The sequence below is a fragment of the Nitrosospira sp. TNL200 genome (genome assembly GCF_055386305.1).
In genome coordinates this window covers 148,774-174,917 of the sequence record NZ_AP041003.1, presented here as the reverse complement: position 1 = coordinate 174,917, position 26,144 = coordinate 148,774, and the positions used below count along the sequence as shown (strand labels likewise).

At 62.1% G+C, this 26,144-nt stretch carries 16 protein-coding genes and 1 pseudogene; 1 reads left to right on the top strand and 16 read right to left on the bottom strand.

Features of this window, described 5'->3' with window-relative positions; all coding sequences use genetic code 11:
• Positions 1 to 36 precede the first annotated feature (36 nt).
• From ACZ5CE_RS00835 to ACZ5CE_RS00820, 4 genes are all read right to left on the bottom strand, one after another.
• Positions 37 to 10,302: a filamentous haemagglutinin family protein gene (locus tag ACZ5CE_RS00835; RefSeq protein WP_464575861.1), complete on the bottom strand. Its 10,266-nt coding sequence runs from the start codon at positions 10,300 to 10,302 to the stop codon at positions 37 to 39.
• Positions 10,303 to 10,400: 98 nt separating this feature from the next.
• Positions 10,401 to 11,996 (bottom strand): ShlB/FhaC/HecB family hemolysin secretion/activation protein, encoded by a 1,596-nt coding sequence (locus ACZ5CE_RS00830; protein ID WP_464575860.1) that lies wholly within the window; start codon positions 11,994 to 11,996, stop codon positions 10,401 to 10,403.
• Positions 11,997 to 12,148: 152 nt separating this feature from the next.
• Positions 12,149 to 13,636 carry a hypothetical protein gene (locus tag ACZ5CE_RS00825; protein WP_464575859.1) on the bottom strand — a complete coding sequence of 496 codons (1,488 nt, stop codon included), beginning with the start codon at positions 13,634 to 13,636 and terminating at the stop codon, positions 12,149 to 12,151.
• A 105-nt stretch (positions 13,637 to 13,741) separates the two neighbouring features.
• Positions 13,742 to 14,617 (bottom strand): PEP-CTERM sorting domain-containing protein, encoded by an 876-nt coding sequence (locus ACZ5CE_RS00820; RefSeq protein ID WP_464575858.1) that lies wholly within the window; start codon positions 14,615 to 14,617, stop codon positions 13,742 to 13,744.
• On the opposite strand from ACZ5CE_RS00820, the gene ACZ5CE_RS00815 reads away from it, so the two are divergent.
• Positions 14,607 to 14,888, top strand: coding sequence for a hypothetical protein (locus ACZ5CE_RS00815; protein ID WP_464575857.1), 282 nt, complete (start codon positions 14,607 to 14,609; stop codon positions 14,886 to 14,888). The two genes, ACZ5CE_RS00820 and ACZ5CE_RS00815, sit on opposite strands and share 11 nt — an antisense overlap.
• Before the next feature lie 437 nt (positions 14,889 to 15,325).
• On the opposite strand, the pseudogene ACZ5CE_RS00810 reads toward ACZ5CE_RS00815, so the two are convergent.
• The 12 genes and pseudogenes from ACZ5CE_RS00810 to ACZ5CE_RS00755 all read right to left on the bottom strand — a co-directional run.
• Positions 15,326 to 15,556 (bottom strand): annotated as a pseudogene (locus ACZ5CE_RS00810) (transposase); the annotation flags it as partial.
• 102 nt (positions 15,557 to 15,658) lie between these two features.
• Positions 15,659 to 16,429 (bottom strand): XrtB/PEP-CTERM-associated transcriptional regulator EpsA, encoded by a 771-nt coding sequence (gene epsA / locus ACZ5CE_RS00805; RefSeq protein ID WP_464575856.1) that lies wholly within the window; start codon positions 16,427 to 16,429, stop codon positions 15,659 to 15,661.
• 317 nt (positions 16,430 to 16,746) lie between these two features.
• Positions 16,747 to 17,472 (bottom strand): type II secretion system protein, encoded by a 726-nt coding sequence (locus ACZ5CE_RS00800; RefSeq protein WP_464575855.1) that lies wholly within the window; start codon positions 17,470 to 17,472, stop codon positions 16,747 to 16,749.
• On the bottom strand, positions 17,447 to 17,893 hold the full coding sequence (locus ACZ5CE_RS00795) for a type II secretion system protein (RefSeq protein ID WP_464575853.1): 447 nt from the start codon (positions 17,891 to 17,893) through the stop codon (positions 17,447 to 17,449). The genes ACZ5CE_RS00800 and ACZ5CE_RS00795 overlap by 26 nt, the downstream gene beginning before the upstream one ends.
• Positions 17,894 to 17,918: 25 nt before the next feature.
• Complete coding sequence (locus ACZ5CE_RS00790) at positions 17,919 to 18,410, bottom strand: type II secretion system protein (RefSeq protein ID WP_464575852.1); 492 nt, start codon at positions 18,408 to 18,410, stop codon at positions 17,919 to 17,921.
• A gap of 12 nt (positions 18,411 to 18,422) precedes the next feature.
• Entirely contained in the window at positions 18,423 to 20,684 is a 2,262-nt protein-coding gene (locus ACZ5CE_RS00785) for a secretin N-terminal domain-containing protein (protein WP_464575851.1), read from the bottom strand.
• Positions 20,681 to 21,235: a secretion system X translation initiation factor gene (locus ACZ5CE_RS00780; protein WP_464575850.1), complete on the bottom strand. Its 555-nt coding sequence runs from the start codon at positions 21,233 to 21,235 to the stop codon at positions 20,681 to 20,683. Before ACZ5CE_RS00780 ends, ACZ5CE_RS00785 begins: the two co-directional genes overlap by 4 nt.
• Positions 21,232 to 21,801 carry a hypothetical protein gene (locus ACZ5CE_RS00775; protein WP_464575849.1) on the bottom strand — a complete coding sequence of 190 codons (570 nt, stop codon included), beginning with the start codon at positions 21,799 to 21,801 and terminating at the stop codon, positions 21,232 to 21,234. The genes ACZ5CE_RS00780 and ACZ5CE_RS00775 overlap by 4 nt, the downstream gene beginning before the upstream one ends.
• A complete protein-coding gene (locus tag ACZ5CE_RS00770) occupies positions 21,783 to 22,319 on the bottom strand; it encodes a fimbrial assembly protein (protein WP_464575847.1) in 537 nt (178 codons plus the stop codon). Before ACZ5CE_RS00770 ends, ACZ5CE_RS00775 begins: the two co-directional genes overlap by 19 nt.
• Positions 22,320 to 22,325: 6 nt before the next feature.
• A complete protein-coding gene (locus tag ACZ5CE_RS00765) occupies positions 22,326 to 23,135 on the bottom strand; it encodes a hypothetical protein (RefSeq protein ID WP_464575846.1) in 810 nt (269 codons plus the stop codon).
• On the bottom strand, positions 23,116 to 24,789 hold the full coding sequence (locus ACZ5CE_RS00760; protein WP_464577563.1) for a GspE/PulE family protein: 1,674 nt from the start codon (positions 24,787 to 24,789) through the stop codon (positions 23,116 to 23,118). The genes ACZ5CE_RS00765 and ACZ5CE_RS00760 overlap by 20 nt, the downstream gene beginning before the upstream one ends.
• A gap of 169 nt (positions 24,790 to 24,958) precedes the next feature.
• Positions 24,959 to 26,143 (bottom strand): type II secretion system F family protein, encoded by a 1,185-nt coding sequence (locus ACZ5CE_RS00755; protein WP_464575845.1) that lies wholly within the window; start codon positions 26,141 to 26,143, stop codon positions 24,959 to 24,961.
• Position 26,144 lies beyond the last annotated feature (1 nt).

The following is a 26,144-nucleotide window of genomic DNA, read 5'->3' as shown; positions in this document are numbered from 1 at the left end:
CTCCACCCATCCTACCGTTGCTTCCCTTCCTTTTTTCTATTCTCCGTGCCCGATCACCTCGGATGAAATAAACGTGGGCCTGATCTTTCTCATCTCATCGGCAGCGCGCGCCGCATCCGACAGGTTCTGCGACAAGGCCGCAGTGGTCTTGGCCACATCGTCTCCCTGGGAAGTGGCCCCGGAAGTGGTGGCGGTCACCGCGCTGGCGTCCGCCACCGGCGTGCCGGTGGAGGTGCCGGTGACGCTGATATTGCCCGCCCCCAGCACGGCCTGGGCGGCGATGTTGAGGTTGTTCGCCCGGATGCCGGCATCGCCCGCGTTCACCGTGCCGGTGGGAGCGATCAGATCGATGTCGCCCGCCTTTCTGCCCCCGGTGGAAAGCGCCCCGATCCCGCTGCCGGATGCGGCGCCCTGCAGTTCCTGGATCACCTGGCCACTCGCGGTCACCTTGACGAGCGGCGGCGGCACCGCAGTCGCCGATTTCTTTCCTTTGCCCGCATCGATGTCGCCTTCGCTCGACCACAGCAGCACGTTGCCACCCCCCAGGGTCAGAATGCGCGACTGGTTGACCAGGATATTGCCGCGGGCAAATCCGCGCACGCTGCCGTCCGCCACCGCCACCATGCCCAGGACATCGTTGCCGGTATTCACCAGCACCGCCGGCGTATTGGCGAGGCCCACGATCACGTCGCCCCCCGGCGCCATGAATTCGATATGGCCGCCGCGCTCGGTCTTGATGCGGCTGGCGAACAGGTTGATCTCCCCCTGGTAATTTATGGAGTGTCCCTCGGCATCCTTTTCGCTTATCCCCGGGAACACCAGCTCCAGCGCCGCATAGCCGCGCTCATAGCCCTTGAAGAACGGACTGTCGGGGTTGTTGAAATCGCGGCCGGTCACCAGCAAGGCGGTATAAAGCATCTCGCGCACCCGGGCGCGCTGGCCGTCGGCATCCAGCGCCGCCACCGCCCTGACCGCCGCCAGCGCGTCGGCGCCCTTCAAATCGTTGTTTCCCGCCAGCCAGCGCGCCTGCCACAGCAGGGCGTCATCCGGGCTGCCGCCCGCTTTTTCCAGCGCCGCGGCCAGCCGGGTAATCGCCCCGGCGTAATCGATCCCCTGCGCGCCCACTCCCGCCGCCACGTCGATATCGGCTCCGCCTGCGGGCAGTTGCGCATTGTCGAGGTCGCCGCGGCTGACGATGCCCGCCGAGGTGCCCAGGTCCAGATTGCGCCCCGCCGTCACTTCCAGCCGCCCCGGGCCGCCCACCCAGATCCTGGCGTTATCGGAGCGGTCGTTTCCGGAGGTGAACACCACATCCCGGCCCGCCATCACCTGGCTGAGATCGCCGGCATTGGCGTGCTGCACCAGTATGCCCAGGTCGCTCACGTCCTGCCCGGCGCGCACCCGCACTGCCTTGGACAGGTTCAGGGAAAGCTCGTTGAAATTGCCCCGGACGTCCCCGGTGACAGCATAGATGCGTGCCGGCTGGGTATCGCCTGTATGCACGGGAACCGGGCCGTGAAGAAATGCTCTGAACGCGGCTGTTACCGTGGAACGCGGGAAGTCGTCGGTATTTGTGCCGGGATGCACCCCATCCGGCACCAGGGCCGGGTCCTTGTCGCTCATCACCAGGGGAGCGTGCACGCTGACGGTTCCCGCCGCCAGCAGCGCGAGATCCCCGCGGGCGGCCGGGCTCATGACGGCCGGAGTGCTGGAGGCGAGCATGTCGATATCCCCCTGGAACGCGGTTATCGCCAGGCTGGGCGGCAATAAGGACAATAGTTCCTTGTCGTAAGAGGTTGGCGACAGATTGAAGTTGAGCGGCGCCCTGTTGTAGGAATTGACCAGCATGGTGGCGTCGTTGGAGAGAGCCACCGTCCCATTCAGGCTTTGCAACTGCGCGCCGCTATCCGGGCCATAGGTGGAAAACAGGCTCCAGCGGGAATCCCTGATCCCGCCGTTGAGACCGGTACCAAGATTGAAGGAGCCCCCTGAACCACCGGATTGCACCACCAGGTGGGGATTGAGCACCGCCTGGATGGTGACATCCCCTCGCGCCTGCACCCTGGCCTGCGCATCCCCCAGCGCCAGGATGGTGGAGAGCGGACCGCCGCTTGCATTCTGCCCGCTGTCCACTTTGCCGCCCGCCGTCAGCGCCAGTTCGCCGCGGTCGGCGTAATATTGGCCGCCCAGCAGATCGCCGCCGGCTTCCACGCGTACATCTCCACCGCCGGTCTTCATCAGCTTGGCGGCATCGGGGGCCGCGGCCGCCATGCGCGCCTGGGTGGGAGTGCTGGCGGAAATATTTTCCACGTTGCCGCGGGCAGCGAGCGTCACATTGCCGCCGCCCAGCGCGCCTATCCCCTGCTGGAACTGGTCGAAACGCACCCACCAGGCAGGCTGGGTGGTGTAAACACCGGTGGAAGCGTTCAGCTTACCCTGGCGGAACAGCCAGTTGGAATAAAGCTGCGCCGAAGGCGACCCGACGATATCGCCTGCCGCGGCGAGGCTGACATTGCCCCCCCCCTGGCTGAACTGGGCATTGGCCGGCACGGTAAAGTCCGCCACGGCGTCGGCCGCCCGTCCGGCGGTGTAGATCGCCGCCTTGCCGTCGGCCAGGGTGATGTTACCGCCCGCCGCGATGCGGATGTCGCCCGTGCCGGTGCGCACCAGCCTGCCCGCCGCCAGCGTGACATCGCCCGCGCCCGGCTTCACCGCCAGCGGATCGGCCGCATCGATGTCCGCCACGGCCACCAGCCGGTAGCCCCAGGAATCCCCCGGCAGCAGCGTGGCCGGCGTGGTTCCGCTGCTGAACGGCGTGGCGACGTTGAAGCCGTCGGACAGATTGCCATTGAGGTTAAGGTTGCCTGTAGCCCGCAGGGTCAGCATGCCCGGTTCGCCCCCCGCGCGGCTGGCGCCCAGGTTCCAGTCATTGCCGAGCGCGAGATCGCCGCCATTCACCGCGGCATCCGAGCGTACCTCCACCCCTGCGCGCACGTGGAAGACGGGGTCGCCGGTCTTGCCCAGGCGCGCGGCAATGGCACCGGCATGGGCGGCAAAGCTGCTGTTGTCGGCATTGACCGTATCCAGGCTCAACGTGGTGCCGCTGCTCGCGCCGCTGCCGGTGAGCGTGGCGATGTGATCATAAACCTTGACCGCTTCCACCACGACAGATCTGGCCCCGCCGATGCTGCCGCCGGCGCTGTCCACCGCCACGTCATCGCCGGCCCCGGCGCCGGTGCGGGGCGCGCGCAACACTATTTCGCCGCCCTCTCCCGGCTGGGTGCCGCTGCCCCCATCGCCACCGTGCACGTCCAGCGCGCTGCCCGAGGCAAGGTTCAGCCTGCCCGATGCAGTGCCGATTTCCACCTCGCCGCCGTTTTTGCCGGCACCCGTGGCATAGGCGTCGAGCCGCGCGCCCGGCAACAGCGTCATGTCGTTGCCGGCATGGAGATCGATGCTGCCGCCAGCGCTGCCCGAGGCGTCGATATGCCCGGCCACGTCCAGCTTGCCGCTGTCCACCGCGATGCGGACCTCCTTGGCCTTGACCGTATCGGCCGCAGCCACGACGACATCGCCGCCGCGCACCCGCAGCGCCATTGCGCCATCGAACCCACCCTGGTTGAGTGTGGTGTTCAGTGCGGAGAAATTCGCCAGCGTGCCCACGTCCAGATCGGCGCGCCCACCCTCTCCGCGGGCGCCGCCGGCATCCGCCGCGGCCGCGCCCTGCAGGCTGCCGGGGGCGATGACCACGCCGCCATGGGGGGCATGTATCGCCACTTTGCCCGCGTCGCCCCCCGGCGCCGCGGACACATCCACGCGCGCGCCGGGTTGCAATGCCACGTTGCCGTTGCCGCTCGCCAGTTCGACGGCGCCGCCCGGCGCGGTGCGGCTCACGTCGAAAAAGGCCACGGACCGGCCCGCCACATCGGCTACCGCATGCGTGCCCAGCGTGAGATTGCCCGAAGCCGCGGTGAGCGCGATCTGGCCCGAAGGCAGCGTGGCCTCGGTGTCGAACAGCATTTCGGTGCCCGACAGCGCCCACTTCGCCCCCAGCGCGGCAACCGCGGCAAGGGCGCGATCCGGCGCCATGGCGGCGACCTGCAATGGACCGGAAACGGACAAGGTCTGGTCGCTTCCCCCTTCGCCGCTGATACGGGCGACATTCAGGTTCGCCGCTCCGGCGGCGATATCGATAGCGCCGGCGCCGCGCCCGACCAACTCGTTCGCGCTCGCATCGACCCGGGAAAACCCCTGGATGACCTTGGCGCCTTCGCCCAGCACCAGCGTATCCGCCTGGATCGCCAGCACGCCGCTGCCAGGAGTGCCGCCTGCGGCGGAAGCGGCCGCCGCCGGGTTGGAAAGCACGATATTGGTCGCGCGCAGCGTCGCGGTCCTGCCGCTGTTGTCCAGGCCGGCCAGCCCCGCTCCCTGGAGATTCAGGGCCTGGAGCGTGGGTTTGCCGCTGGCGCCGGCGCCGCCCACGCTGACATCGCCATACAGGTCGAAGGTGGAATAACTGCTCAGCGTCAATGAATTCAGGCTGTTCAATCCGTCCAGTTCGTTCTGGCTGAACGTCAGGCCATCGGCCCCCGCCGGCGCATTGCCAAAATTGACGCGGGCGGCGCCGATGGCCAGGTTTCCGGCGACCGGGCTGCTCTTGTCGCCGGCAAACAGGGGCGTGCCCGCGAAGGCATTCTGCTTGGTCGCATCCAGGATGATGGTATTCCCCGAGCGAATGGTGCTGCCGGTTTCACCTGCCAGGGTTCCCAGGCTGCGGTCCGGGCCGCCGGTGCGCGCAAAACTGGCGGAAGCGGATCCGGCCAGGACCAGGGCACCGTTGCCCGCGGTTTCATAGCGATTGGCGCTCTGCGCACCCGCTCCGCTCGCACCACCTGCGCTGCCCTGGGCCTCGATGGCGCTGCCGGCTTTGAGCGTCAGGGTGTCCTTGGCGGCCAGGATGATTTCCCCGCTCTTCAGGGCATGCGCGGCGTCGTTGGCCAGCGTCACTTCATCCGCTTCCACCGTCAACAGGGTCGCGTCGCCGCGGTTACTGCCGGGGCTGCGGGTACCGCCCAGGAACAGGCTCGCCGCGCCCATGGCGTCGAGCTTGGCGACGTCGATGCGCGTGGCCAGGGGATCGATGCCCTGCATTCCGGATGGCGAGCCGCTGGTAATGGCGATGCGCGGCGCGCTGATATCCACCAGCGCGCCACGGCCGCCTTCGGCCGCGGCGAGCTGGAAAATGGCATCCAGGCTCAACCCGCCAGTGGTGGCGATGGAAAGCAAGCCTGCGTCCTGCGGCCGGCTCTCGCTCGCGGCAAAGAAATCCGAGGCGCGGGTAAGAGTCATTTCGGAACGCAGCAACACCTGGTCGCGGGTCAATACCTCGAACCCGCTCCATAGCGCATCACGCGGACCGCCCGCCGCGGCGCGGCTGTCGGTGACATAGCCGGGCACCACCTGGATGCCATCCTGCCTGCTGAAGGCCATTCCCGGGAGCAGATTGGGCGTGCTGGTGTCCAGCCTCACGGCATAGGCGCCGGGCAGCAGCGCATAATGCGCCGGCAGCAGCGTATAGGTTCCCGCGGCAAGCCCGGGTATGCCGGAGAGATAGACGGCTTCCCCCGCCGCACGGCCGAAGCCGGTGTTCTCCTGCCCGTCCCCCGGCGCGAAGGCGCTGGCGTAGCCGGGGAGGATGGCGTAGGTGTCGGGATCGCCCAGGATATCGCGCGATCCGCCAGGACCCACGCTGAACTCGTAGGCCTGCAAATCGCCGCCGCCGGCGAGATCGAAGGTCGCGCCCGCCTGCATGTCGATGCTGGCCGCCTGGGTGCGGATGGATTTCCCGGGCAGCGCCAGCAGCGGGATGACGAATGTATCGGGATTGTAGGTCCAGCTGCGGCCATTCACCGTGGTCCCGAACGGGATCAGGCTGCCGGGAGCGGCGGCGATGGAAGTCAGGCTGCCATCCTGGAACACCAGGGCATCGGTGGCGTTGAAAGCCAGTTGCCCGAACGGCGCCCATATGTTCCCGCCCTGCACGATGTTGGCAGCATTCACGGCGAGGCTGCCGAGAGCAGACAGCGGCTGCGAGGGCGGCAGGGCATGGCGGGCGAACGCGACCGTCTGCCCCGGCGCCTGGATGGTGAACTGGCTGTAGGTGGTGGGGGCGACCACCGCGCCGCCGAAAAATAGATCGCCCGTACTCGTGAGCGTGCCCGCTGGACGCGGCGAATCGCCGCTGCTCACTCCTGCCAGCCTCACCTCCTCGGCCCCGCTCAGTTCCGCGCGCGCCATGCCGCTCAGGGCCAGGTTGCCCGCCAGCTCCAGCAGCCGCGCCTGCGCCATGAGCGTGCCGCTGCCCACAACCGGAATATTGGCCACATTCACGCGTTCGATATCGTAATTGCCCAACCGCAAGGTTTCCGCCTCCAGGGCGGCATTGCCCCCGGCCCCACCACCCATTTCGATGCGCGGCGCATCCAGCGTCACCTCCTGCAAGGGCAGCGCACGGCCGGCCCCCAGGTTCAGGCCATCTTCCAGCTTGATGGCATCCCAGCTCTTGAGCGCGATGCGGTCGAAACCCGCCGCTTCCAGCGCTGTGGCGCCCAGCCTGGCCTGGCCATTCAGCCCGCCGGGTATGGCGCTGCCGGGAACCAGGCCGCCGGCTTGCGGTGCCACGCTGGGCGCGAGGCTCAGTATCCGCTCCCCGGTGGGGTAACCTAGAGTCGAATCCCCGATGTTATTGCCCAGCGTCAGATTGAATACTCCGCCGCGATTCGATGCCCCCCCGGCCTGCGCCTGCAAAACCCCATCCAGCATGACTCCTTCGCGCGCGCTGATACTGATCGAGCCGGCGTCGCTGCCCACCCACTGCCCCAGGCCGCCGGCCTGGTTCAGGATATCCAGCCGCACTGGCGCGGCCCCCGCCGTCCGGATGCTGGAGCCCGCTTCGGCCACGACATAACCGAGCTTCGCATCCAGCGTGATGGCGCCGCCAGCCAGCACCGCGCCCTGGGTCAGGCGCTGGCTGTCGAGATAGGTGAGCGCCGCGCCGGACACGTCGAGCACCGCCTGCCTGCCCAGCCACAGGCTGTTGGTCGGCATAAAGTTGAATTGCTGATGATCGTGATCCAGCGTGGCGGTGATGCCGCCGCCGGGCGCGGTGATGCTGCCCTGTATATTCAACAGGTTGCCGGCCAACAGGGTAATGCTCGCCCTGGGATCGGCCTCGATGCGCGCGCCCGCGCCGATCGACAGATCTCCCGTTCCATCGGTGTTCACCGCCGTGAAGCTCAGGTTCACCGGCGGGCGCACCAGGTCATCCAGTTTTACCGGATGGGTGAAATCCGCCACCCTGCTTCCGCTGGGCCGCACCAGATAGTCCGGCTGCAATTCCAGGCTGAGCACGGCCGGCCGGATGCGCACTCCCGGGGACAAGGCCAGGCTCTCCAGCCCGGCAAGATGGATGTCTGCAAAACCGGCGCCCTCGAACAGGGCCGCATCCAGGTTGGCGGTACCGGCGGTATTGTCCGGCGTACCGCCGATCTGGATGCGGTTGCTGGAAACCGTGAGAGTGCCCCCGCCGTCTATGCCATAGCCGCGCACGTTCCCGTCGAGGCCGGATACCGCTTTGCTGATCAGGCTGATTTCGCCGCCATTGCCGGCAATGACCTTGCCGCGGCCATCGACCCTGAGCCGGCCGCCGCCGGTGACATCCAGCAGTGTGTTTTTCCCCAGGGCAAGATTATCCGGCGCCGACAGCGCGATCCGGCCGCCATCCACCCGCGCGACGTCGTCCGAGCCCGCCGGCACGCCGCGCAAATCGTTCACCCAGGCCCCTCTTGCCGACAGCGTCACGCCGTCGGCCACCACCAGATTCAACGGATCGGATAGGATATTGAAGTTTTGCTGCGCGTCGAGCACGATCGAGCCGGCGGGCGCGTCGATATCGGCGCCTATGGTCAGGCCCTGCGCGGTGATGTGCACGCTGCCGCCCTGCGGCGCGCGCAGCGCCTCGCGCACTGCGGCCGCCTGATTGCTGAAGATTTCCAGGTTGGCGACCTTGTCCTTGCCCAGCAGCGCGGGATCGAGGCGCAGGGTGCTGACAAGACCGGACGGGAGCGCATCGCCGAACTTGAACCCGGCCGGCAAAACATTGCCACTTTCCAGTTCGACCACCTGGTTCAGCTTGTAATCGATGCCATTAAGGGAATTAGCCACGGGATCCATGCCCACCGTCAGGCGGGCGCCGGCGGGCATGATCCCCAGGTCGCGCTGCACTTCGCCCACCGTGGTGCGTCCCTGGACGTCGCCCTGCATCACCGCCGCGCGCAGCGCGACCACCTCCAGCACGCCCGCGTTCTTGCCCTCGGTATAGCCGGGGTCGTAATTGAAGCTCTGGCCGAGATCGATCACTTCCTGCACGTTCCAGCGTCCGAAATCCTGCACGTAGCGGGTGACGATGCCGTCGTAGCGCACGTCGGCGCGCGCATTGGCGATATCGGTCACCACGCCGCGGGACATGACCAGGGTGGTGGGCACGCTGGCAGGCGTATAGTGGAGGCTGCCGCCGGACAGGTCGATGACCGCGCCGGATTCGATGATGGCTTCGCCCTGGGAACTCAGGCTCACGGTGCCGCCCTGGGTGGAGCGCTCGGCCACGGCACGCTCCAGGCGTGCCTGATAGGATTGCAGGCTGTCCCTGGCAATGAGGGTGGGCTTGCCGGCATCGGCGTTAGCGAGGGCGCGGTTGATATCGACGAAGACCTTCTGGCCGCGCAGCGGCCCGTCGCGATTGACCGGGGAGTCCTTCAGCTCGTCCCCGCGCAGTTCCACTTCCACGCCGTTGCGCGCGGCGGAAACCGCCACGTTTTCCAGGCCGGCCACGCTGATGCGCGCACCGCTGGCGATGTGGATGCGGGCGGTCTGGGAGATGGGCGCACCGACGGCCTGCAAAACCGGATCCAGGCCCAGGGTATCCTGGTTAAATAGCACGCTGGGATCGTCCCTGGCGAAAAAATTTACTTCGCCCGCGGGCGCGTCGATCACCGCCCCGCCCTCCATGCGCACATCCTGCCCCACCACTCTCACCTGGGAGGGAAGCACCAGGCCGGGACCGGTCAGCCCGTCCGGCACGCCGGTGGAATCGGACACGTCCGGTAGCACCTGCGTGAGGCTGCCGGCGCCGAGCAGCGCGCGGCCGCCGCGCGTCGAATGGTCTTGCGCATCGGCGCCGTCCTTCGCCAGCAGGTATACCGAACCGTTGGCGATCACCGAGGTGGTGGCGCGCGCGATGCCCTGCTGGTTGACCGCATAGCCCACCATGGTGACATTGCCGCGCGGGGTGCTCAACTCGCCCAGGTTGGTGACGTGGCCCAGCTTGTCCAGGGCGGCATTCTTCAAGGCCACCGTCTGGCCATCCAGCTTGCCATCCCTGACATCGCCATTGGCGGTGTCGAAATCGGCGAGGCCGGCGGGACTGTCCACCTCCACCAGCAGGCCGCGCACGTTGGCGTCGGCCGTCTGGGCCGAAGCCGAGCGCAGGAATACCTTGGTGCCCGCCGCCGCGATCACCTGCCCGTCGGGCGCCGTCACCGTACCCTGGTTGATCACCGTGGGCGCGATCAGCATCACCCGGCCCTGGCTCTCCGCCGTGATGCGCGCGCCCTCGAACACCTTGATGAAGCCGCCCGAGCCTTCGAACTGGGGGATGGTCTTCTGAGGGGTCAGGAACGCATTGAGGATGAAGCTGTCGGCAATATCCAGGCTGCTGGCGGTAAAGCTGCCAAGGTTGACCTGGGAGGAGCCCATGAAGGCGATGCCGTTGGTATTTACCAGAATGACATTAGCATTCTGCCCCGCCGCCTGGGTGATGATGCCGGCGATCACGCTGGGATCCTGGTCCCAGACGCGGTTGAGCGTGGTGAAATGCGCCCCCTGTACCAGGTTTTCCGTAGCCAGGCTTTCCACCTGCTGGAACTGCACCGAGTGGCCGGGGCTGACATTGAAGCTCTGCCAGTTGAGAATGGCCTTGTCGCCCACCTGGTTGACGATGGCCTGATGGTCGTGGGCATGGTAATTCGCCTGCCCGGCGGAGACGAAATCCGGTACCCCGCCGCCGCAACTGCCGCCCGCGCAGGGTACCGGCAATTCCGCCCGAGCGGGCGTGATCAGCATTACTGTCGTCAATAGCAGTGCGGCGCCGCCCGCCGCCTTGCCACGGCTGCGCGCGGTCTCCCCCGCGGGGATGCGCATGCCCAGGGTCGGGCTGAAAATCAATCGATATAGTTTGCGATTCATATTGCTTTTCCCTTTTTCCCTTACCTCTCATGCATTCCCTTCAGCCCGGCGCCACGCGCGCGGCGACAAGCTTTCCGAGGGGATCTGCCCGAAAATTCCTACCACGCCTGCCGCACCAGGAAGTGCACCCGCTTGTCGCCGGCCTTGGTCCTTCCGGCATCTTCCAGCGCCACTGCTCCGGCGAAATCGGCGGTGAAACCGCTCCAGCCCTTGAGATGAAAACCCATGCCGGTTCCTGCCAGGTTGAAGCGGTCGATCTGGCCGGGCAAGGGCTGCTGTATATGCGCTATGCCGCCATCGATGAAAGCCAGCAGGCGGAATTCCTGTATCTGCTTGAGACTGAGGAGATAATTGGCATAATTGGGGGTGAAGACTTCCAGTTGCCCGGATACGCTGTCGTCGCCCAGGGCATTGACTTCATAGTAGCCGCGCACGGTGTTGATGCCGCCGACAATGGACTGCTCGTTATTGATGAGCGGCTGCGACGCGATCTGCCAGCTCGCCCGGCCAGTTGCGCCCCAACCCTGGGGCAGGCTGTGGGTATGCGAAAAATTGCCTCTTAAATAAATATAATTGGAGTGGGCTTTGAAACGCTTGTTGGCGAATTCCGCTTCGCCCCCGACCAGCCCGCGCACATGAAAATTCACCGACAGGCCGAGCTTGGTGGTGCGCCGCTCCCCCAGCCAGGTGCCGTCCCAGCCGGCGGTGAAAGGCATGTAGGTGACCGGCGTATTGAAGCTGCCGCCCTCCCGCAGGTTGATCGCCTGCCCGAAATCCTTGTAATCCACCCCCAGGGTCGCGGTATGGAAGAACGTATCGCCCCCAGGCAACGGCAGGATGTAGCGGGCGCCCATTATGAAACCGTTTCCCAGCACGTTGAGAGCGCCGATGGACGCCACGTCCGACCTGGAATAGACGCTATATAGCGCGAGGAAGCCTCCGGGCGCCGGAAGGGTGTAATTAGCCGAGAATACCTTGCTTTGGTCCGGGTTTTCCGGCGCAACGAGCCCGGTCAATCCCAGGCTGTGCTGCCGGTGCCACAGGTTGTCCCAGCTCACATTGGCGCTCAGCCGGGTCAGCGTGGTGTTCGGGATCTGGCGGCTGTTCAGCTCGACGCTGCCATGCAACGGGAGCTGGTCCTTTACTTTCAGATCGACCTCCACCGTGCCGGGCGTCTTGCCCGCCCTGAGTATCGGCGTGACACGGCGGTCGGCCGTGCGATTGAGGCTGGCCAGCTGCTTTTGCATTTCGGTGAAATTGGGAACATTGCCCTCGGCCAGCTCCGGCACCGCGGCCTTGATGTCCGCCGGGCTGAAATAGCGCGAATCGACCACGCGCAACCGGTTCACCGGCGCCTCGGTCACAACGAGCGTCACCACGCCGTCATCGACCTTCTGCTGGGGAATGCTGACCAATACCGTCAGATAGCCCGCGCCATGGTAGGCGCGCTCCAGCGCATCGCGCGCGCGCTCCACTTCCTCCAGGTTTTTTTGTTCCCCGAGATAGGGATAGACTGCCTCTTCCACCGTGGAGATGGGCAGCAGGGTCGCGCCCTGGACGCGGTATTCAAATACGTCGAATCTCGCTTCCTGCTTTGCTTCCTGCGCGTGAGAGATCTGCACCAGGCCCATCGATCCGCCAGCCAGCCAACCCGCCAGCCACAGCACGCGCCACATCTGTACCGCTTTTTTCATTATTCTTCGCATTCAGACGCTTCAACCACTTCAGCCACTTCTGCCATCCGATCCGCCTCTCATTTCTCCATGTGCAAACGGGACAACCCTGAAAGGGTTGTCCCGACGATGTCACAATATCGGCGGCATTGCACCGCCGTCAAACAGGAAGACTACTGGATCTGGGGCTGGCAGGAATTGCCGAGGCGCGCGCCCGTGGAAACGACAAACTGGCTGGGATCCAGACCAGACGCCGGAGTGGCGAAGATGCCCTTCAGATCGTGACTGCCCAGGCTGGTCGTAACGGCCGCGATCAGCGCGGCGCCCGCCGCGCTGGCGGGGCTCTTCGCACCACCGGCGGTGAATGCCGTCATTTCGTACCAGAAGTCGTAAGAACCATCCATTGCCTCGGCGCGTTGCTGCGCGTCGGTATTGGGGGAAACGCGATTCAGCTTGACGAAGGCCCAGCGGTCATTCGCAGCCGCACCACCCGGGGTGTTCTCCATGGAAACCACGCCCAGGCCGAACTGCCCCGCCACCGAGGCCGCATTCAACCCGGTTTTCACGCCGCCAGTGCTGGACTGCTCGGTAACCTTTGCGGTTCCCGTGCTATCAGCCACACGAGCCGGTTCCAGGAAACCTCCGGATTGCCCGGTGGCACAGGGCTTGGCAAGAAAGCGGGCATTGGATGCCGACTGGGTACCGGAAGTGGGAACGCGGCGCACCAGGTTGACAACGGATCCTCCGGCACCGCCGAACAGACTGCCGTCCACGCTGACGATCGTATCCCGACCGGCGATGGCGGTATAACGCTGTGCCGGCATGTTAGGCTGGCAAGCCGGGGCAAGGTTGGGAGAAGCGGCGGAAAAACCCGTGGTGCAGCTCGCGGCGGTCAATACGCCCAGGGCGACATCATTCTGCTGCAACCGGAAATACAGCGGATAGCTCACCGCCACGCCGAACGCCTGGCCGACGTTGGTGGCCACCTCGCTGCCGATCGCGGCCAAAGGCGTACCAATTTCCAGGTTCTGCCTGTTGATCAGATATTCGGTATCGGAAAAACCGCCATCGGGATAGCTCTGCCCGGGCTGACCGGCGGCATCGCCCTTGAGAGCGGGGGTGAAGGTCTTGGTGACCAGGTCGCAGTTGTTGTAGCGCCCAACGGTACCGATGCCGGTGATGGCGGTGGGAGTGCCTGCACCGCTGCCGCACTTGCTGCCCTGCCCCGCCAGATCATTGACGCGCTTGAGATTGCCCTGCAGGTAGCCATTGGGATTGGGCTCGCCGGCGATGCTCAGGTGCGGGGCGAAAGCATTGAAGGAGCCGTTTTCAACCGTGTGATACACCACCACCTTCTTGCCCGCGAGCGAACCCGCGGCCGAGCTCATGGTGCAGGCGTAGGCGACGCGGTCGCCGCTGCTCTTGCCGGGCTCGAGACCGGTGCTCTCCAGGTACATGTGCGCATCGGCGGTGCCCGCATTGCCGGCCAGGCCGTTGCACAGCGACATCACGCTGCGGAATACGCCGTTACTGGGGGCGGAATTACCGGACAGCCACACGTAGGTGGTAGGGCCAGCGGCGATCTGCGCAGGGGTCAGGGCAAAGGCAGCCGGTGTCGTACCAATCGCGGCCACGGCCAGGGCAATTTTGCTCAGTTTCATTTTCATCTTGATATCCTCTCAATGGATTGTGTAGGGTATGCAGTCCCCCACGCCGCCTCCCTAAGAAGGAAGGCGGCAGCAGATGGACAAGCAAGCAGGAACGGCTCAGGCGCCGGCGCGGCGGCGCACCATCGCGCCCAGCACGCCCAGGCCGGCCAGCAACATGGCCCAGGTATCCGCCTCCGGAATGGCGCTTACGACAGGGTTGGCAAAGTTGAGGGAACCGTCGGCATTCAGGGTGAATTTGCTGAATTCATTGCCGGCGATGCTGCCGTCGTGATTCAGGTCGACTCCAAAGGGGGTTTTGACGACCTGGCCGAAGTTGGAGAGCGAATTTGTGCTCAGTATCCAGAAATTCTGTGCCGTGCCCAGCGGCTGAGTGGTATTGGCGGCGGTCTTCTGCATCCACTGATCACCCGCTAGAGAGCCGATTACCGCACCGAAGTAGCTACCGGGCGCATCCGTTGGCGTGGCGGTAGCGGCGCCGTCGGCGGCAGTACCAAGCGTGCCGCGATTGGCATTGGCGTCGACGTACGCCTGCATATTCTGAAAGCCTCTCAGATTGGCGTTTTGCAACCCTGGAAAGGCGTCCCCAGCAAATGTCGTCAGATAGGTAGGCGTGTTCGGGGTCAGGAAGTTCAGCGCGATCACGTTGAACTGGATATCATTCAATGAGCCGCCATGGCTGGTGACGAAACTCGTGACCGTGTTCCAGGCATCGGCATAAGCCCCTTGTGTCAGATTCCAGTTTTTGCTGATGCCGCCCTGGCCATTCAATGCGATGAAATCGTTCATTTTGATGCCGAGGTCGAACAAACCGGAAATGTCGTCGCCGCCGGCGGTGGCGGAAGTGCCGCCGTAATAGCGCACGTTGAGCAGCAGTTCGCCGTTGCCGGTAGGACCACCTTCAATGGCGGCCAGGGCCGGCGCCGAAGCCGTCATGATTGTGGCAAGCGCCAACGCCTTGAGCTTGAAATTCATTTTCATCTGGTATTTCCCCTATAGAAAGTTAAATGTGCTGCGCCTGATACTGATGCTGATACTGCGGGACTGGAGATTTCTATCGGCTGGATCAGCCATTCCCGGCCTGCCAATCATCCAGTTCGCCTGCCCCAACAACTCGTTGTCCAACCTGTTCAACCCGTCGCTATCGCTGCGCTCGAATCTCGGGGATTCGCTACCGCCGCGCAAAAAACAGGCTTGTTCGACCGACTTGAAATCCCTGATTTCGATCGGACACCTGCCACTATAGACACCCATGGTTAAGCGGTCGTGAAACGCTACCGCGTCTTCCGTAGTCCTTTCTTATCCATTTTCTGCGTCGGCAGCGAGATTGAGTCAATATCGATTTCCTTTTCGCGCCTCATGAGACTAGCGCCCTTATGTGACCGGAAATCGATAGCCTGGAAGGGATTATGTAGGTAGTTTGGATCACGACAGAGGGAAGGAACTTGGTGATTTGGATGGCATCTCCCCTCACCCCAACCCTCTCCCCGGAGGGGAGAGGGGCGTTTACACCCATGCTCTCAAAGCTAGCGCAAGCCCAACCTTCTCCCCAAAGGGAGAGGGAACGAAACAGCACGTTGACGAAACTGGCTCGCACCTCGCCCCCTCTCCCCTCCGGGGAGAGGGCTGGGGTGAGGGGCCGGATGAAAAAAAAGATTCAACCGACTTTTCTGTGGGTTAGGGCTACCGGATATAAGTTGAGTCCGCCGCAGTGGAAATAGACGGCGATCTTAGAATTATTGGGTTGCGATAACCGCACGCCCTTTTCTGGATGGTGGCAATCTTGGAGTTCAACCCTTCAGCCACAGCATTGGTGATGCGATGCTTGAAGTAAGTCAGCACGTTCGACAGATGCCGGGCGATCAGCTTTGCCGCCTCGATCATTGGAGCCAGGCGGCTATGGGTAGCCCAGAAGTACCAGCGCTTCCTTCAACGCCCACGCCCGAGTCATGTGTCGGATTACGCTGCGCCAACCCGACCTACCCGACTATTTGTCCAGCGCTCCCTTATGAATCCCTATAGCGTCAGCTTCAATGCAATGGCCTTGGCGACCGCATGGGCCCGGTTGTTGACATTCAGTTTGCGCAATATTTTTTGAACATGATTTTTTACGGTGAGCGGGCTGATGTTGAGCAGGGATCCGATTTCGTCATTGCTTTTCCCCGTCTGGACATGGCGCAAAATCTCCGCTTCCCGGTCGGTGATAAGCTTCCTGCTTTTCCACGCCGTTGCCCCTTGCTGGGCTTTTCGTTCATGGAACAGCATGCGCACCAACGCCATATGCATATGCGGCATCAGCAGTTCGAGAAAATAGGCATGACGTTCGGTCAATACGCTGGAAACCTGCGTGAAGACGAAGAGGCTTTTCGTCCTGCCGCCGGCATCGAAGACCCCATGGACTGCCACACGGTCCAGTTTTCCCTGCTGGAGATCGCTCGCGAACTGCCTGTATGCGGCGCGGTGCGGGTTTTGAGGACAAAGGAGGATGGGCTGATTCCTGCCGGCGCTCCATGCCGACAGGATACGGAAAACGATACCGGCGTCCGGCCGGCAAAGCTCGGCGAACTGCGCTTCGTCTACATGTTCGCGGCTGAACTTTTCTATGGAGATCGACTGCTCCGAGCCATCGTCGAATACGCAGATGAGCATGGCATGCGGGATGAGGCTTTGCACCTCGCCCTGAGCCCAGAGAAAGAATTGATGGCGCCGCAAAATGGAGGTCGAAGACTCGATGATGCGCAGCAGATACTCGGTCTCTCTCTCCGTCAGAGTAATGGTTCTCCCCATACCGTGTTTTATGCCTTGATATTATTAGCGCCGCGAACTCGGCCGTGGTATTGGGCACGGCGACTTTTATTCCTTTATCTTGTTTACCCCGCCGGTGACGCCCGTCATTGTCGGGCAACATCATGACAAAACAATTAAGGTTACATGTCGGATTCATTACTCCTATGAGAACCTTATGTAGGTAAAAAAGATTACTTCGGACAGCCTTGACGAAAACGCGTCCAGGCTGGAAAACAGAGGCAGCACCGGCGATACGGTATCGGAACGAGAAAACAGGGTGGATTCAGGATGATCCATGGTCCAGCCGGGACCGGGGATTAACGCGATTCTCCCGCACTGAGAGAAAAGGGCGATGGTCCGGGCTGGGGTTGAGCAGAACCGTCTGGCTGGGGTGGAGAGGAACCGTCGGACTGGGGTTGAGGGGAGCCGTCTGGCTGGGCCTGGGATGGCGGCGTGGGTTGGGATTGAGGAGGAGTCGGCGCCGGGGACTGAGGATCGGATTGGGCATTTGGGGGCGAACCCGGCTGCGCTGGAGCACCGCCCGTTTCTCCTGGCAGATAGACGAACTCCCAATCCTGGTAACTCAGTGCATCCGCGAAGGACCCGTAGCGCTCCGGAAAATTGGCGCGTTTGAACGGTTTCTGCGAAGAAAGACTGTGAACGCCAACAATCCCGAGTCCAGGTTTCCTGACCAACCCCCAGCCGCTCTTGCCGGTCATCGGGTCGAAAAAGATCTTTCGCAGGTGCCGCCTGATTGTCGGAAAGCGCTCATCCGCAAGCAGTTTTTCAAGGGTATCGGGATAGCGCTTGGGCATGCCAGGAGAATTTTCGTAGTATGAGCCTATGGCCTGCCGGAACTGTTCACCAATAAACATCAACTCCACTTCTTTTTCCCGCCGCGCTTCGGTTTGCCATACCAAGCCCGCCACAGCCAGGACGATGCCCGCCAGGGCGACGGCGAAGAGCATCCAGATATAGGTGAACCCGCGTTCCGCCCCCATGTCCCGGGCTCTTTTTTTACCACGCCTCGTAAAATGTGCCATCTTTTGCCTGTTCCGGCGACCCGCTGCGCACATCGTAAATTCCACCCTCTTCATGCGTCGAAGGCACTGCGATCCATGTTTCCGCGCTTTCCGTCAGCGGATCGACCGGGATGGCGCGCAGGTACCGCTTCTCCACCAGTTCCGGCAATTCGCTCGGATATTTTCCGGTATCGCTATAAAATTTATCGATGGCATCGCGCATGATGGTGAGGTCCTGCCGCAGCACGACTTCCCTGGATCTGTCGAGCGAATTGAAGTACCTGGGAACGACGATGCTGAGCAAGGTGGCAATGATGGCCATTACAACCAGCAGTTCGATCAGGGTGAAGCCTGGACATCCTCCATCTTCGGCCGGAAACCCGATGTTTTTTCCGGCGCGTTGCCTGATCCTCGATGCAAGGGTGGAACAAGCCTTGCGCATCACTACCCCCTGTCTACCACCGTTTCTACCACCTATCGTAAGGAATACCGTTCAAGCCAGTCTGCTGCGAACGGGAGTACACGTCGAAAACATCCTTGCCTTCCTGCGGATTGTCGGGCGGGCTTTCATAGGAACGCTTGCCCCAGGTTTCCGCATCGGTCAGTTCGGAATTGGGGGACATGGGATCGCGGGGCAGCCGCCGCAAAAAGTAGATCTTGCGTTTTTCCGGGTCCTTGGCATCCGGCACACCGGTAACCAGGTCTTCCAGCCTGGGCGGGTAGTCCGATTCATCCGCCTTTTTAGCGATCCGTCCTTCGATCATCGCCCGCTTATAGGCGTCGAGCGCTTCCCGGATCTGCCTCAACGCGATCCGCAGCTCCTTTTCTTTTTCACGCTGCGCGGCAAGCTCATATACGGGTATGGCGGCGGAAACCAGAACCGCCATGATGGCCATGACAATAGTCAGCTCGACCAGGGAAAAGCCACGGTTTGCCGCCAAACTCGCGTTCGGATTCATTTTGCTGCGGGCTCAGCGGATCTCGATATTCGCCGCAGGCGGCAATGCGACCTCGGGCGGCGGGTTTCCATTGTCTTCCTGGAATGCAATGCCCTTGACGCTGACCTGGGCCATGCCGGGCTTTTGCGCAACGATCCTGAACGTCACATCCGCCGTTCCTCCCCCCTTGCTCAGTTTCAACTGGCGCGTCCCGGATTTGTCCCCATCCGCTGTTTCGAGCTGGGCCGCGTCGTAATTCAATTCCAGGTCGGCGGCAGGCAGTTTTTCCCCACCGCTCAGGCTCACGCTGACGGTGAAATCCTTGCCGGCAGGGACTTGCTCCGGTGCGTTCAGGGATAGCATCGGCGGCATCGCTCTTGGGGCGGCATCAGGCTCAGGCTGGGCTTCATCGGGAGAAGGCCGCGGGATGCCAGTCCCTCTCGGAGGCGCAGCCCCCCCCGCGCCGGATGCGGATGACATCGCCAGCGAGCGCGGCGCCACCTTGCCGATTTTTACCGGCACCACGCCAGCCGCGTTTTCCGTGCCGTAATGGAATTCGCTGTCCATTTTTGACGGACGCGAGATATTGCGCACGATGCGCGGCGTGATGAGCAAGGCAATCTCGGTCTTGTTATGGGTGAGGTTCTGGCTGGTGAACAATTTGCCAACCCAGGGCAAATCCCCTAATCCCGGAACCTTGGACAAGGTGTTGCGTTCCTCGTCATTGATCAGTCCCGCCAGGATCTGGGTCTCGCCATCCCGCAGAACCAGCGTGGTCGCCGCGGTACGGGTGCCAACCTGGTAGGCCAGCCCGCCGTTTGCTATCGGCACTTCCTTGACGATGGTGCTGACTTCCAGCGCCACTTTCATCGACACCTCATCCTGAAGCGAAACCGTGGATTCGACATCCAGCTTGAGCCCCACGTCGAGATAGCTTACCGACGAGGCGACGCCCACGTTGGCGGTGGCGGTCGTGGTCACCACCGGAACCTTGTCGCCGATGAGCACCTTCGCTTTCTCGCGATTCTTGACGCGAATGCGCGGATTGGCAAGCACGTTGATGATACCGTCCTGCTGCTTGAGATTGATCAGCAGCGCCGGATTAAGAATGGATGCGGTCAACTGGTCCAGATTGGATCCGTTGCCATTGACCCCGGAGCTATTGATCTGGAAGGCGGCGGGAACGCCGCCAGCAGCGGCGCCGGCGGTAAGCATATTCACGTTGACCGCGGTAGGGTACTGTATGCCAAGGTTGAGCAGCTTGTTGCGCCCGATCTCCAGGACTTCGACTTCCAGCATGACTTCGGGATCGGCCAGGTCATTCAATGTGACCAGCCGCTCGACCAGGCGAACCGCGTCCGGGGTATCTTTCATGACGAAGAAATTCAGCGACTCATCCACATGGACATCCTTGGTTTTGACCAGCCCCTTGACCATGGCGACCATCTGCTTCACATCCACGTGGGTGACATAGAAAGTGCGCACCATCAGGTCCTGGTATTCCTTCTGCTTGGCGGGCGTATTCGGATAAATCAGCACCGAGTTCTCGTTCAGGACCTTGTGCGTGAGCTGGTTGGTCATGAGCAGCAGCTTGAACACATCTTCGATCTGGGTATTGCGCAGGAAAATGGTGGTCTTCGTATCCTGCTTGACGTCCTTGTCGAATACAAAATTGAGTCCCGCGGTGCGCGCCATGATCTCGAATATCGATTTCAGGCCGGTATCGCGAAACTCGAGGGTAATCGGTTGCTTGAAACCTGTTTTCAGTACAGGCAGCTCCGGGCTGGTCCCTTCCTGCAACTCCAGTTCGCCGATCCGCTTTATCAACTGGCGGGCATCGCGCTGCAGCGGATTTTCCTGCAATATCATTCGCAGATCGGCTGCCGCCCCCATGTAGTCCTTACTCTGCATCAACTCCTCCGCGTGTTTCAGCAGCGTGATGTGACGGCGATCCATTACGATGGTATCCAGCCCCGCCTCTGCGCGTTCATTGCGCGGATTCAGATCGAGTACATGGCGATATGCCCGCTCGGCTCCAACGAAATCGCCCGCAGCCCGGGCATTATCTCCTTCGACAAGCAGGCGCGCCACCACCGCGTCGCGCTGACGCACGAGCACGGTGCGAATTTCAAGATTCTGCGGATCTTCGCGCGCCGCCTTTTCCAGGCTTGCCAGGCCGGTGTCCAGCTTGCCGTCGGCAATCAAGCGTTTGCCCTCTTCGAAATCCTTATTTGTCGCGCATCCGCTGAACGCGGCCGCGATCAGGACCAGCACGAAACCCTTTCCAATTCTCATCGAGCCTCACCCAGCCCCGCGATAACAAGCGTCTGCTTTGCATTGAGTGGAAGGTAGGTGAGGATGACGGCATGATCGTTCACTTCATCCACCCGGTATTGGCTATCGATGTTTTCCCCCGGCTTGACAATGTAATTCCGTTCGGCCAGGGAAAGGAATATCTGCGTTTCATCCCCCTCCGTTACCTTGCCGATATACTTGAAGGGCAGCGGCGGGGCCGAAGGCGGGGGAGGTTTCGCACTTGGCGGAGGGGGCGGCACCCAGGATTTGCGGCTGAAGATATCGCCGGCCTGCGCACTGAATTTCCTGCTCTCCAGCCGATTGAAACGCTCGACATCCAATCGGCCCGCCTCTTCAGACTGCGCTTCCCGCGGCTGGTCCTGAGCCATTCTTCCACGTGGAGCCGGGGGACTTTTCTCTTCGGCCTGTTCCTGCTGGCTGTCCGTGCCGACATCTTCGCCGCTTACCCACTGGGCAGCGAGAAGCGTCACCAGGAGCGCTGCTCCCAGCCATGCAGTACGTCCTCCGCCTTTCGTTGCCCCCGGTTTCATGGCTTGCCTGCATTCAGATAGAGATTAAATTTGAGGCTCGCTTCGAGCAGATCGGATTCCACCCCCTGGCGTTTTATCACTACGTCAACGAGCGCCATTGCGGGGATGGTGCGCAAGGTATCCGCTATGAACGCGCGCACCTGCGGATATCCGGCACGAATCGGCATTGCCATTTCATAGCGTGCGAGCACCCATTCCTTTTCCCGCACCATGCGGTAATCGCTGCCGCTGATTTCAATGCCATGTTGCGTTGCGACCTGCACCAGTTCCTTGATCCAGAACGGCGACGAATCGATAGCCGGGAAAAAAGCGTAAAAATCGTGCAGTCCGGGATTTCTCCGTACTTTTCCTTCCGTTGCCGCCTCCGGCGCCGACCGTAGCTGTGCTTTCATTACCCTGGCTTTATCCAGGAGCGTTTCCGACGCGGCGCGTTGCGGCAATACCGCGGCGAGGAAAAACACCAGGGAAAAAACCATCAATCCGCAACCAACCTTGCCGGCCGTGCCGAGCCTGGCCGCCTGCCAACCGGCTTGGGAGATAGCGCTTTTCAGGAAGCCTCTATCCATGACGAAGTAATGGAAAAGACCAGGGGCCGCTGGGAGTCATCCCGCTTTATTTCATATTTGATGAGATGCGCGTCCTTGAGAACCGGCTCGCGCTCCAGCGCCCCGATAAAACCCAGCAGGGCCGGCAAATCCTTCGCCTCGCCCCCGATCAGCACCTTGCGGCCCGCGGCATCCGGCTGAAAGGTCAGCAAGGCTACATCATGCCCTGCAGCATACTCGAGGGAATCGAACAAGGCTTCCCATGGCAGATCGATTTCGCGCAATATCGCATTGGCTCTTTGTATTTCTTTCTTCGTATGCCCGCCTTCGCGCCCGGACAGGACAATCGGCCCCCCCTTGCGCTCCACCCGGCGATCCATGGCGGCAATGCGCAAATCCCAGTAGGCTGCCTCGTCCATTGCTTCCTTGAATTGATACAGCACGCCAAGCAGGGAAAGTATGCCCAGCAGCAACACCGCATAACCCCCGCTTCGCATGTCCTGCCCGCGATCGGGAAACCTGAGCTTCAAGGCGCGCACGAAATTTCACCCGTCAAGGACAATGGGGTAGTGCGCAGGAGCGGGTTTGTTTCCTGTCGGCGGCGAGACTGCACGCCACCCGCAATCGCCCGGCAAGGCCAGCCGCGGATGCTCGGGCGCAAACAGATATACCTGCTCGACCGGCTCCCTTCCTCCGGAAAAAAGCATGGCTTCCTGCTCCAGCGTGGCGAGCAACTCATCTTCCGCGCTGTGCAATATTCTCCGGCTGCTTATCCGTTGCCACGCGCCATCCCGCAGCGATGCAACGCAAAGCCGCCCTGCCTCAACCAGGGCAAACCAGGTCTTTTTCCGATTGAAACGGGCGCACCACTGGTCGATGGCATCCGCAAGATAAGGTTGCGCGCCTTTCAGTTCCATTTCTCGATCCACGGCAAGCGCCTGAAGCCGTTCGAGAAATTCACGCTCCATGGCAGCACAGATCCCGCCGCTGGAAGGGTCCCACTTGCTCACGCCGAGCTCCCAGGTGGCAACCTTGTCGCCGAATATCTCGCGCATGCGAAATGCGGCGTAAGCATATAACTCAGCGGGGTTTTCAATTTTTGTTTCCGCCGATATCACCGCATACCGCACAAAATGGTTGGAGAGCGTGACCGTCAGATCCGTCCCGGCGGCACCTGCAAGCATCTTCCGCAACTGCTCCAGCGGGGCCTCCCAGGAAGGCAAACCTGGATTTTGCCCGCAGGCCGCCATATGCCGGGCAGGCGGGCGCCGTTTTATGCCGCGAAAGTGGCGCACCAGATCGACCCTGCCCGGCGCAAGGAAGGCATGGATCCGGTCATGCCACAATGGTGACACGATTGGCCTCCTGCAAACTCGTTTTCCCTGCCTTCACCATATCCAGCGCTGCCTCGCGCAGAAAACGCGTTCCGCTGCGCTTGGCTGCATCTTTTATCCGGCGTATGGGCTCGCGCGCGACGATGAGCTCCCGGATCTCGTCGTTCAGCATCAGCATTTCCGCAATGGCATTGCGTCCGCGGTAGCCGCTTCCCCTGCATTGGCCGCACCCTTTGCCAATGCGAAAGCGAAATCGGGCGGCCTGCTCGGGCAGGATGCCCGATTGCGCCAGCAACTCTTCCGTCGGCCATTCCTCCACCGCGCAGTGAACACAGAGCAAACGTACCAGCCTCTGCGCCGCAATGCCATTCAAGGCGGATACGAAGCTATAGGGATCCACTCCCATATGCGAAAAACGGCCAATGACGTCGAATACGCTATTGGCATGCACCGTCGTGAATACCAGATGTCCCGTCAGCGCTGCCTGGATAGCGATTTGCGCGGTTTCCGGATCGCGAATTTCCCCCACCATGATCTTGTCCGGATCGTGGCGCAAGATGGACCGCAAACCGCGCACAAAAGTCAGTCCTTTTTTTTCGTTGACCGGGATTTGCAGCACGCCCGGCAGTTGATATTCAATGGGATCCTCGATCGTGATAATCTTGTCCTGCCCGTCATTCACCTCCGAAATGGCGGCGTAAAGCGTCGTCGTCTTGCCACTGCCCGTAGGACCCGTGACCAGCAGCATGCCGTACGGCTCGGCGCTCAGTCGCCGGAAACTGGCCATCGTCGCCTGGTCAAACCCGAGATAATTAAGTGTCAGTCCCTCGACATGATCAGCAAGTGCCTGCCGGTCCAGGATACGCAGCACCGCGTCTTCACCAAAACTGCTGGGCATGATGGAAACGCGGAAATCAATCTCCCGTCCTTGAATGGAAACCTTGAACCGGCCGTCCTGGGGAACCCGCCGTTCCGCAATATCCAGATCGGACATGACCTTTATACGTGAAATAACCTGCTCGGCCATGTCCGCGCCCTGCACTGCACCGACAGTGGTCAACACGCCGTCTATGCGGTACTTGATCGACAAGGCGCCAGGCGCCGTTTCGAGATGAATGTCGCTTGCCTGCGATTTATGGGCATCGTACAGGGTGGAGTGAACCAGGCGCACGACCGGGCTGGTGCCCTTGCTGATCGTTTTTAACGAAAGATCCTCGCTTGCATCCGCGGCGCCATGCTCGGCCACGGTCGGCAAACTGTCCATGGCCCGCATTGTCTTTTCCTGCTGCGCAAAAAAAGCGCTCAAATTGGCGGGATGCACCAGATGCCAGGCTGCAGCGGCCTCGATATGCTCATCCGCCCAGGCGTGCAGATACGGCAAAAACGGGTTGCCCACGGCGAGTATGTATTCTCCTTCCCTGATAAAAAGCGCGCATTCCTGCGTCATCGCCTCGGTAAAGGAAAGCTTCTCGAAAACAGGCGTAAGCGCATGAAGATCCTCCATCCTCAATACTGGCATGCGAAGCAGCCGCCCAAGCTCCGTAACGAGCTGGTCCTGGGTATATCCACCCTTTTCTTCCAGCGCCTTCATCACCGGAATACCCTGGTTCGCCGCGTCGCGCCGCGCTTCTTCAAGCTGCTGGGCATTGATTCCTTGCAGGGGAAGGGGAACCACCTGCGGCTCCCTCCCCGGCAACTCCTCCGTCCCGGCTGGCAGAACCGCTTCGGCTCTTTCCCAGCTATTTTCGCTCACTATTGATTCGGCAAAGCTCGCACTCATTTTGAACGGATCTGTCGTTGATTATTGACTTGCGCCGGGAATGCCGCTTTTCCAGCATTCCCACTCAATTGATGCTTCCTGCCAACTGGAATATCGGCATATACATGAGGATGATGATGCCTCCGATCACTCCCCCGATCACCGCCATCAATATCGGCTCGATCAATTTGGTCATCCACTCCACCCATCGCGCAATTTCTTCGTCATGAAAATTGCCGATGCGTTCCATCATTTCTCCCATGAGGCCGGTTCTTTCCCCGACCCGCAGCATGCGGCTGCCCACGGCTGTGGTCAATCCTTCCGATTCCATGGCGCTGGAAATCGTCTTGCCCTCGCGCAGCCGGATGGCGGCACCCTGGACTCCTGGCCGCAAGTGCGGCGGCAGCAGGTCGCTCACCATTTCCAGCGCTCTCACGACCGGAATTCCACCGCGCAGCAGCATGCCCAACGTCCTGTAGAAACGCGCAAGCTGATAAACGCGCAAATGTTTTCCTATGGCGGGGATGCGCCATAGCTGCCGCGCCAGATACGCCCGGAACGCCGGACGGGTTATGCCGTAGCCGATAAGCGTCAGCGTTCCCGCGGCTGTAGCTGCGAATTGCCAGCCCTGCTCATGAACGAAATGCCCCCACTGGATCAAAAGCTGGGAAAGCCAGGGCAGATCGCCTCCCACGTCCTCATAAATGCTGCTGAACTTCGGCACCACGAAAACCAGCAGGAACAGGGCCACCAGCAAGCCAATCACCAGCAGGAGAACAGGATAGATTGAAGCGCCGATCAGCTTCTTCCTGACCAGATCCATCTGCGCGTGGTAGGCTAAATAGCGCGTCAGGGCCTCGGGCAGATCACCGGTGCGCTCGCTTGCTTTGGCGGTTGCCGTATAAAGTGGCGGGAATGCCTGGGGATAGGCTTCCAGCGCCCGGGAGAAAGTGCTCCCCTCGTAGAGCCTGGAAAGCAACCCAGCGATGATTTTGCGCACTCCCGCATCCTGCTCCTTTTCCAGGAGTGTTTCGATGCTCTCCACCAGGCTCAGGCCCGCTTCCAGCAGGGAAAGGAGCTCCTGGCTGAAATGCGCCAGAGGAAAGCGCGGCGCGGACCTGAGGGTCCATCCGGTAAAGCGCCGGCGCACATTCAGCACCATCCCGCCCTGGGAGGTCACCTGAAGACGTGCGTCGTCCTCGCTCTCCGCGTCCAGTTTCAGCAATACCGTACCTTGTCCGGCAAGCACAGCTTTTACCTCGTAGCGCATG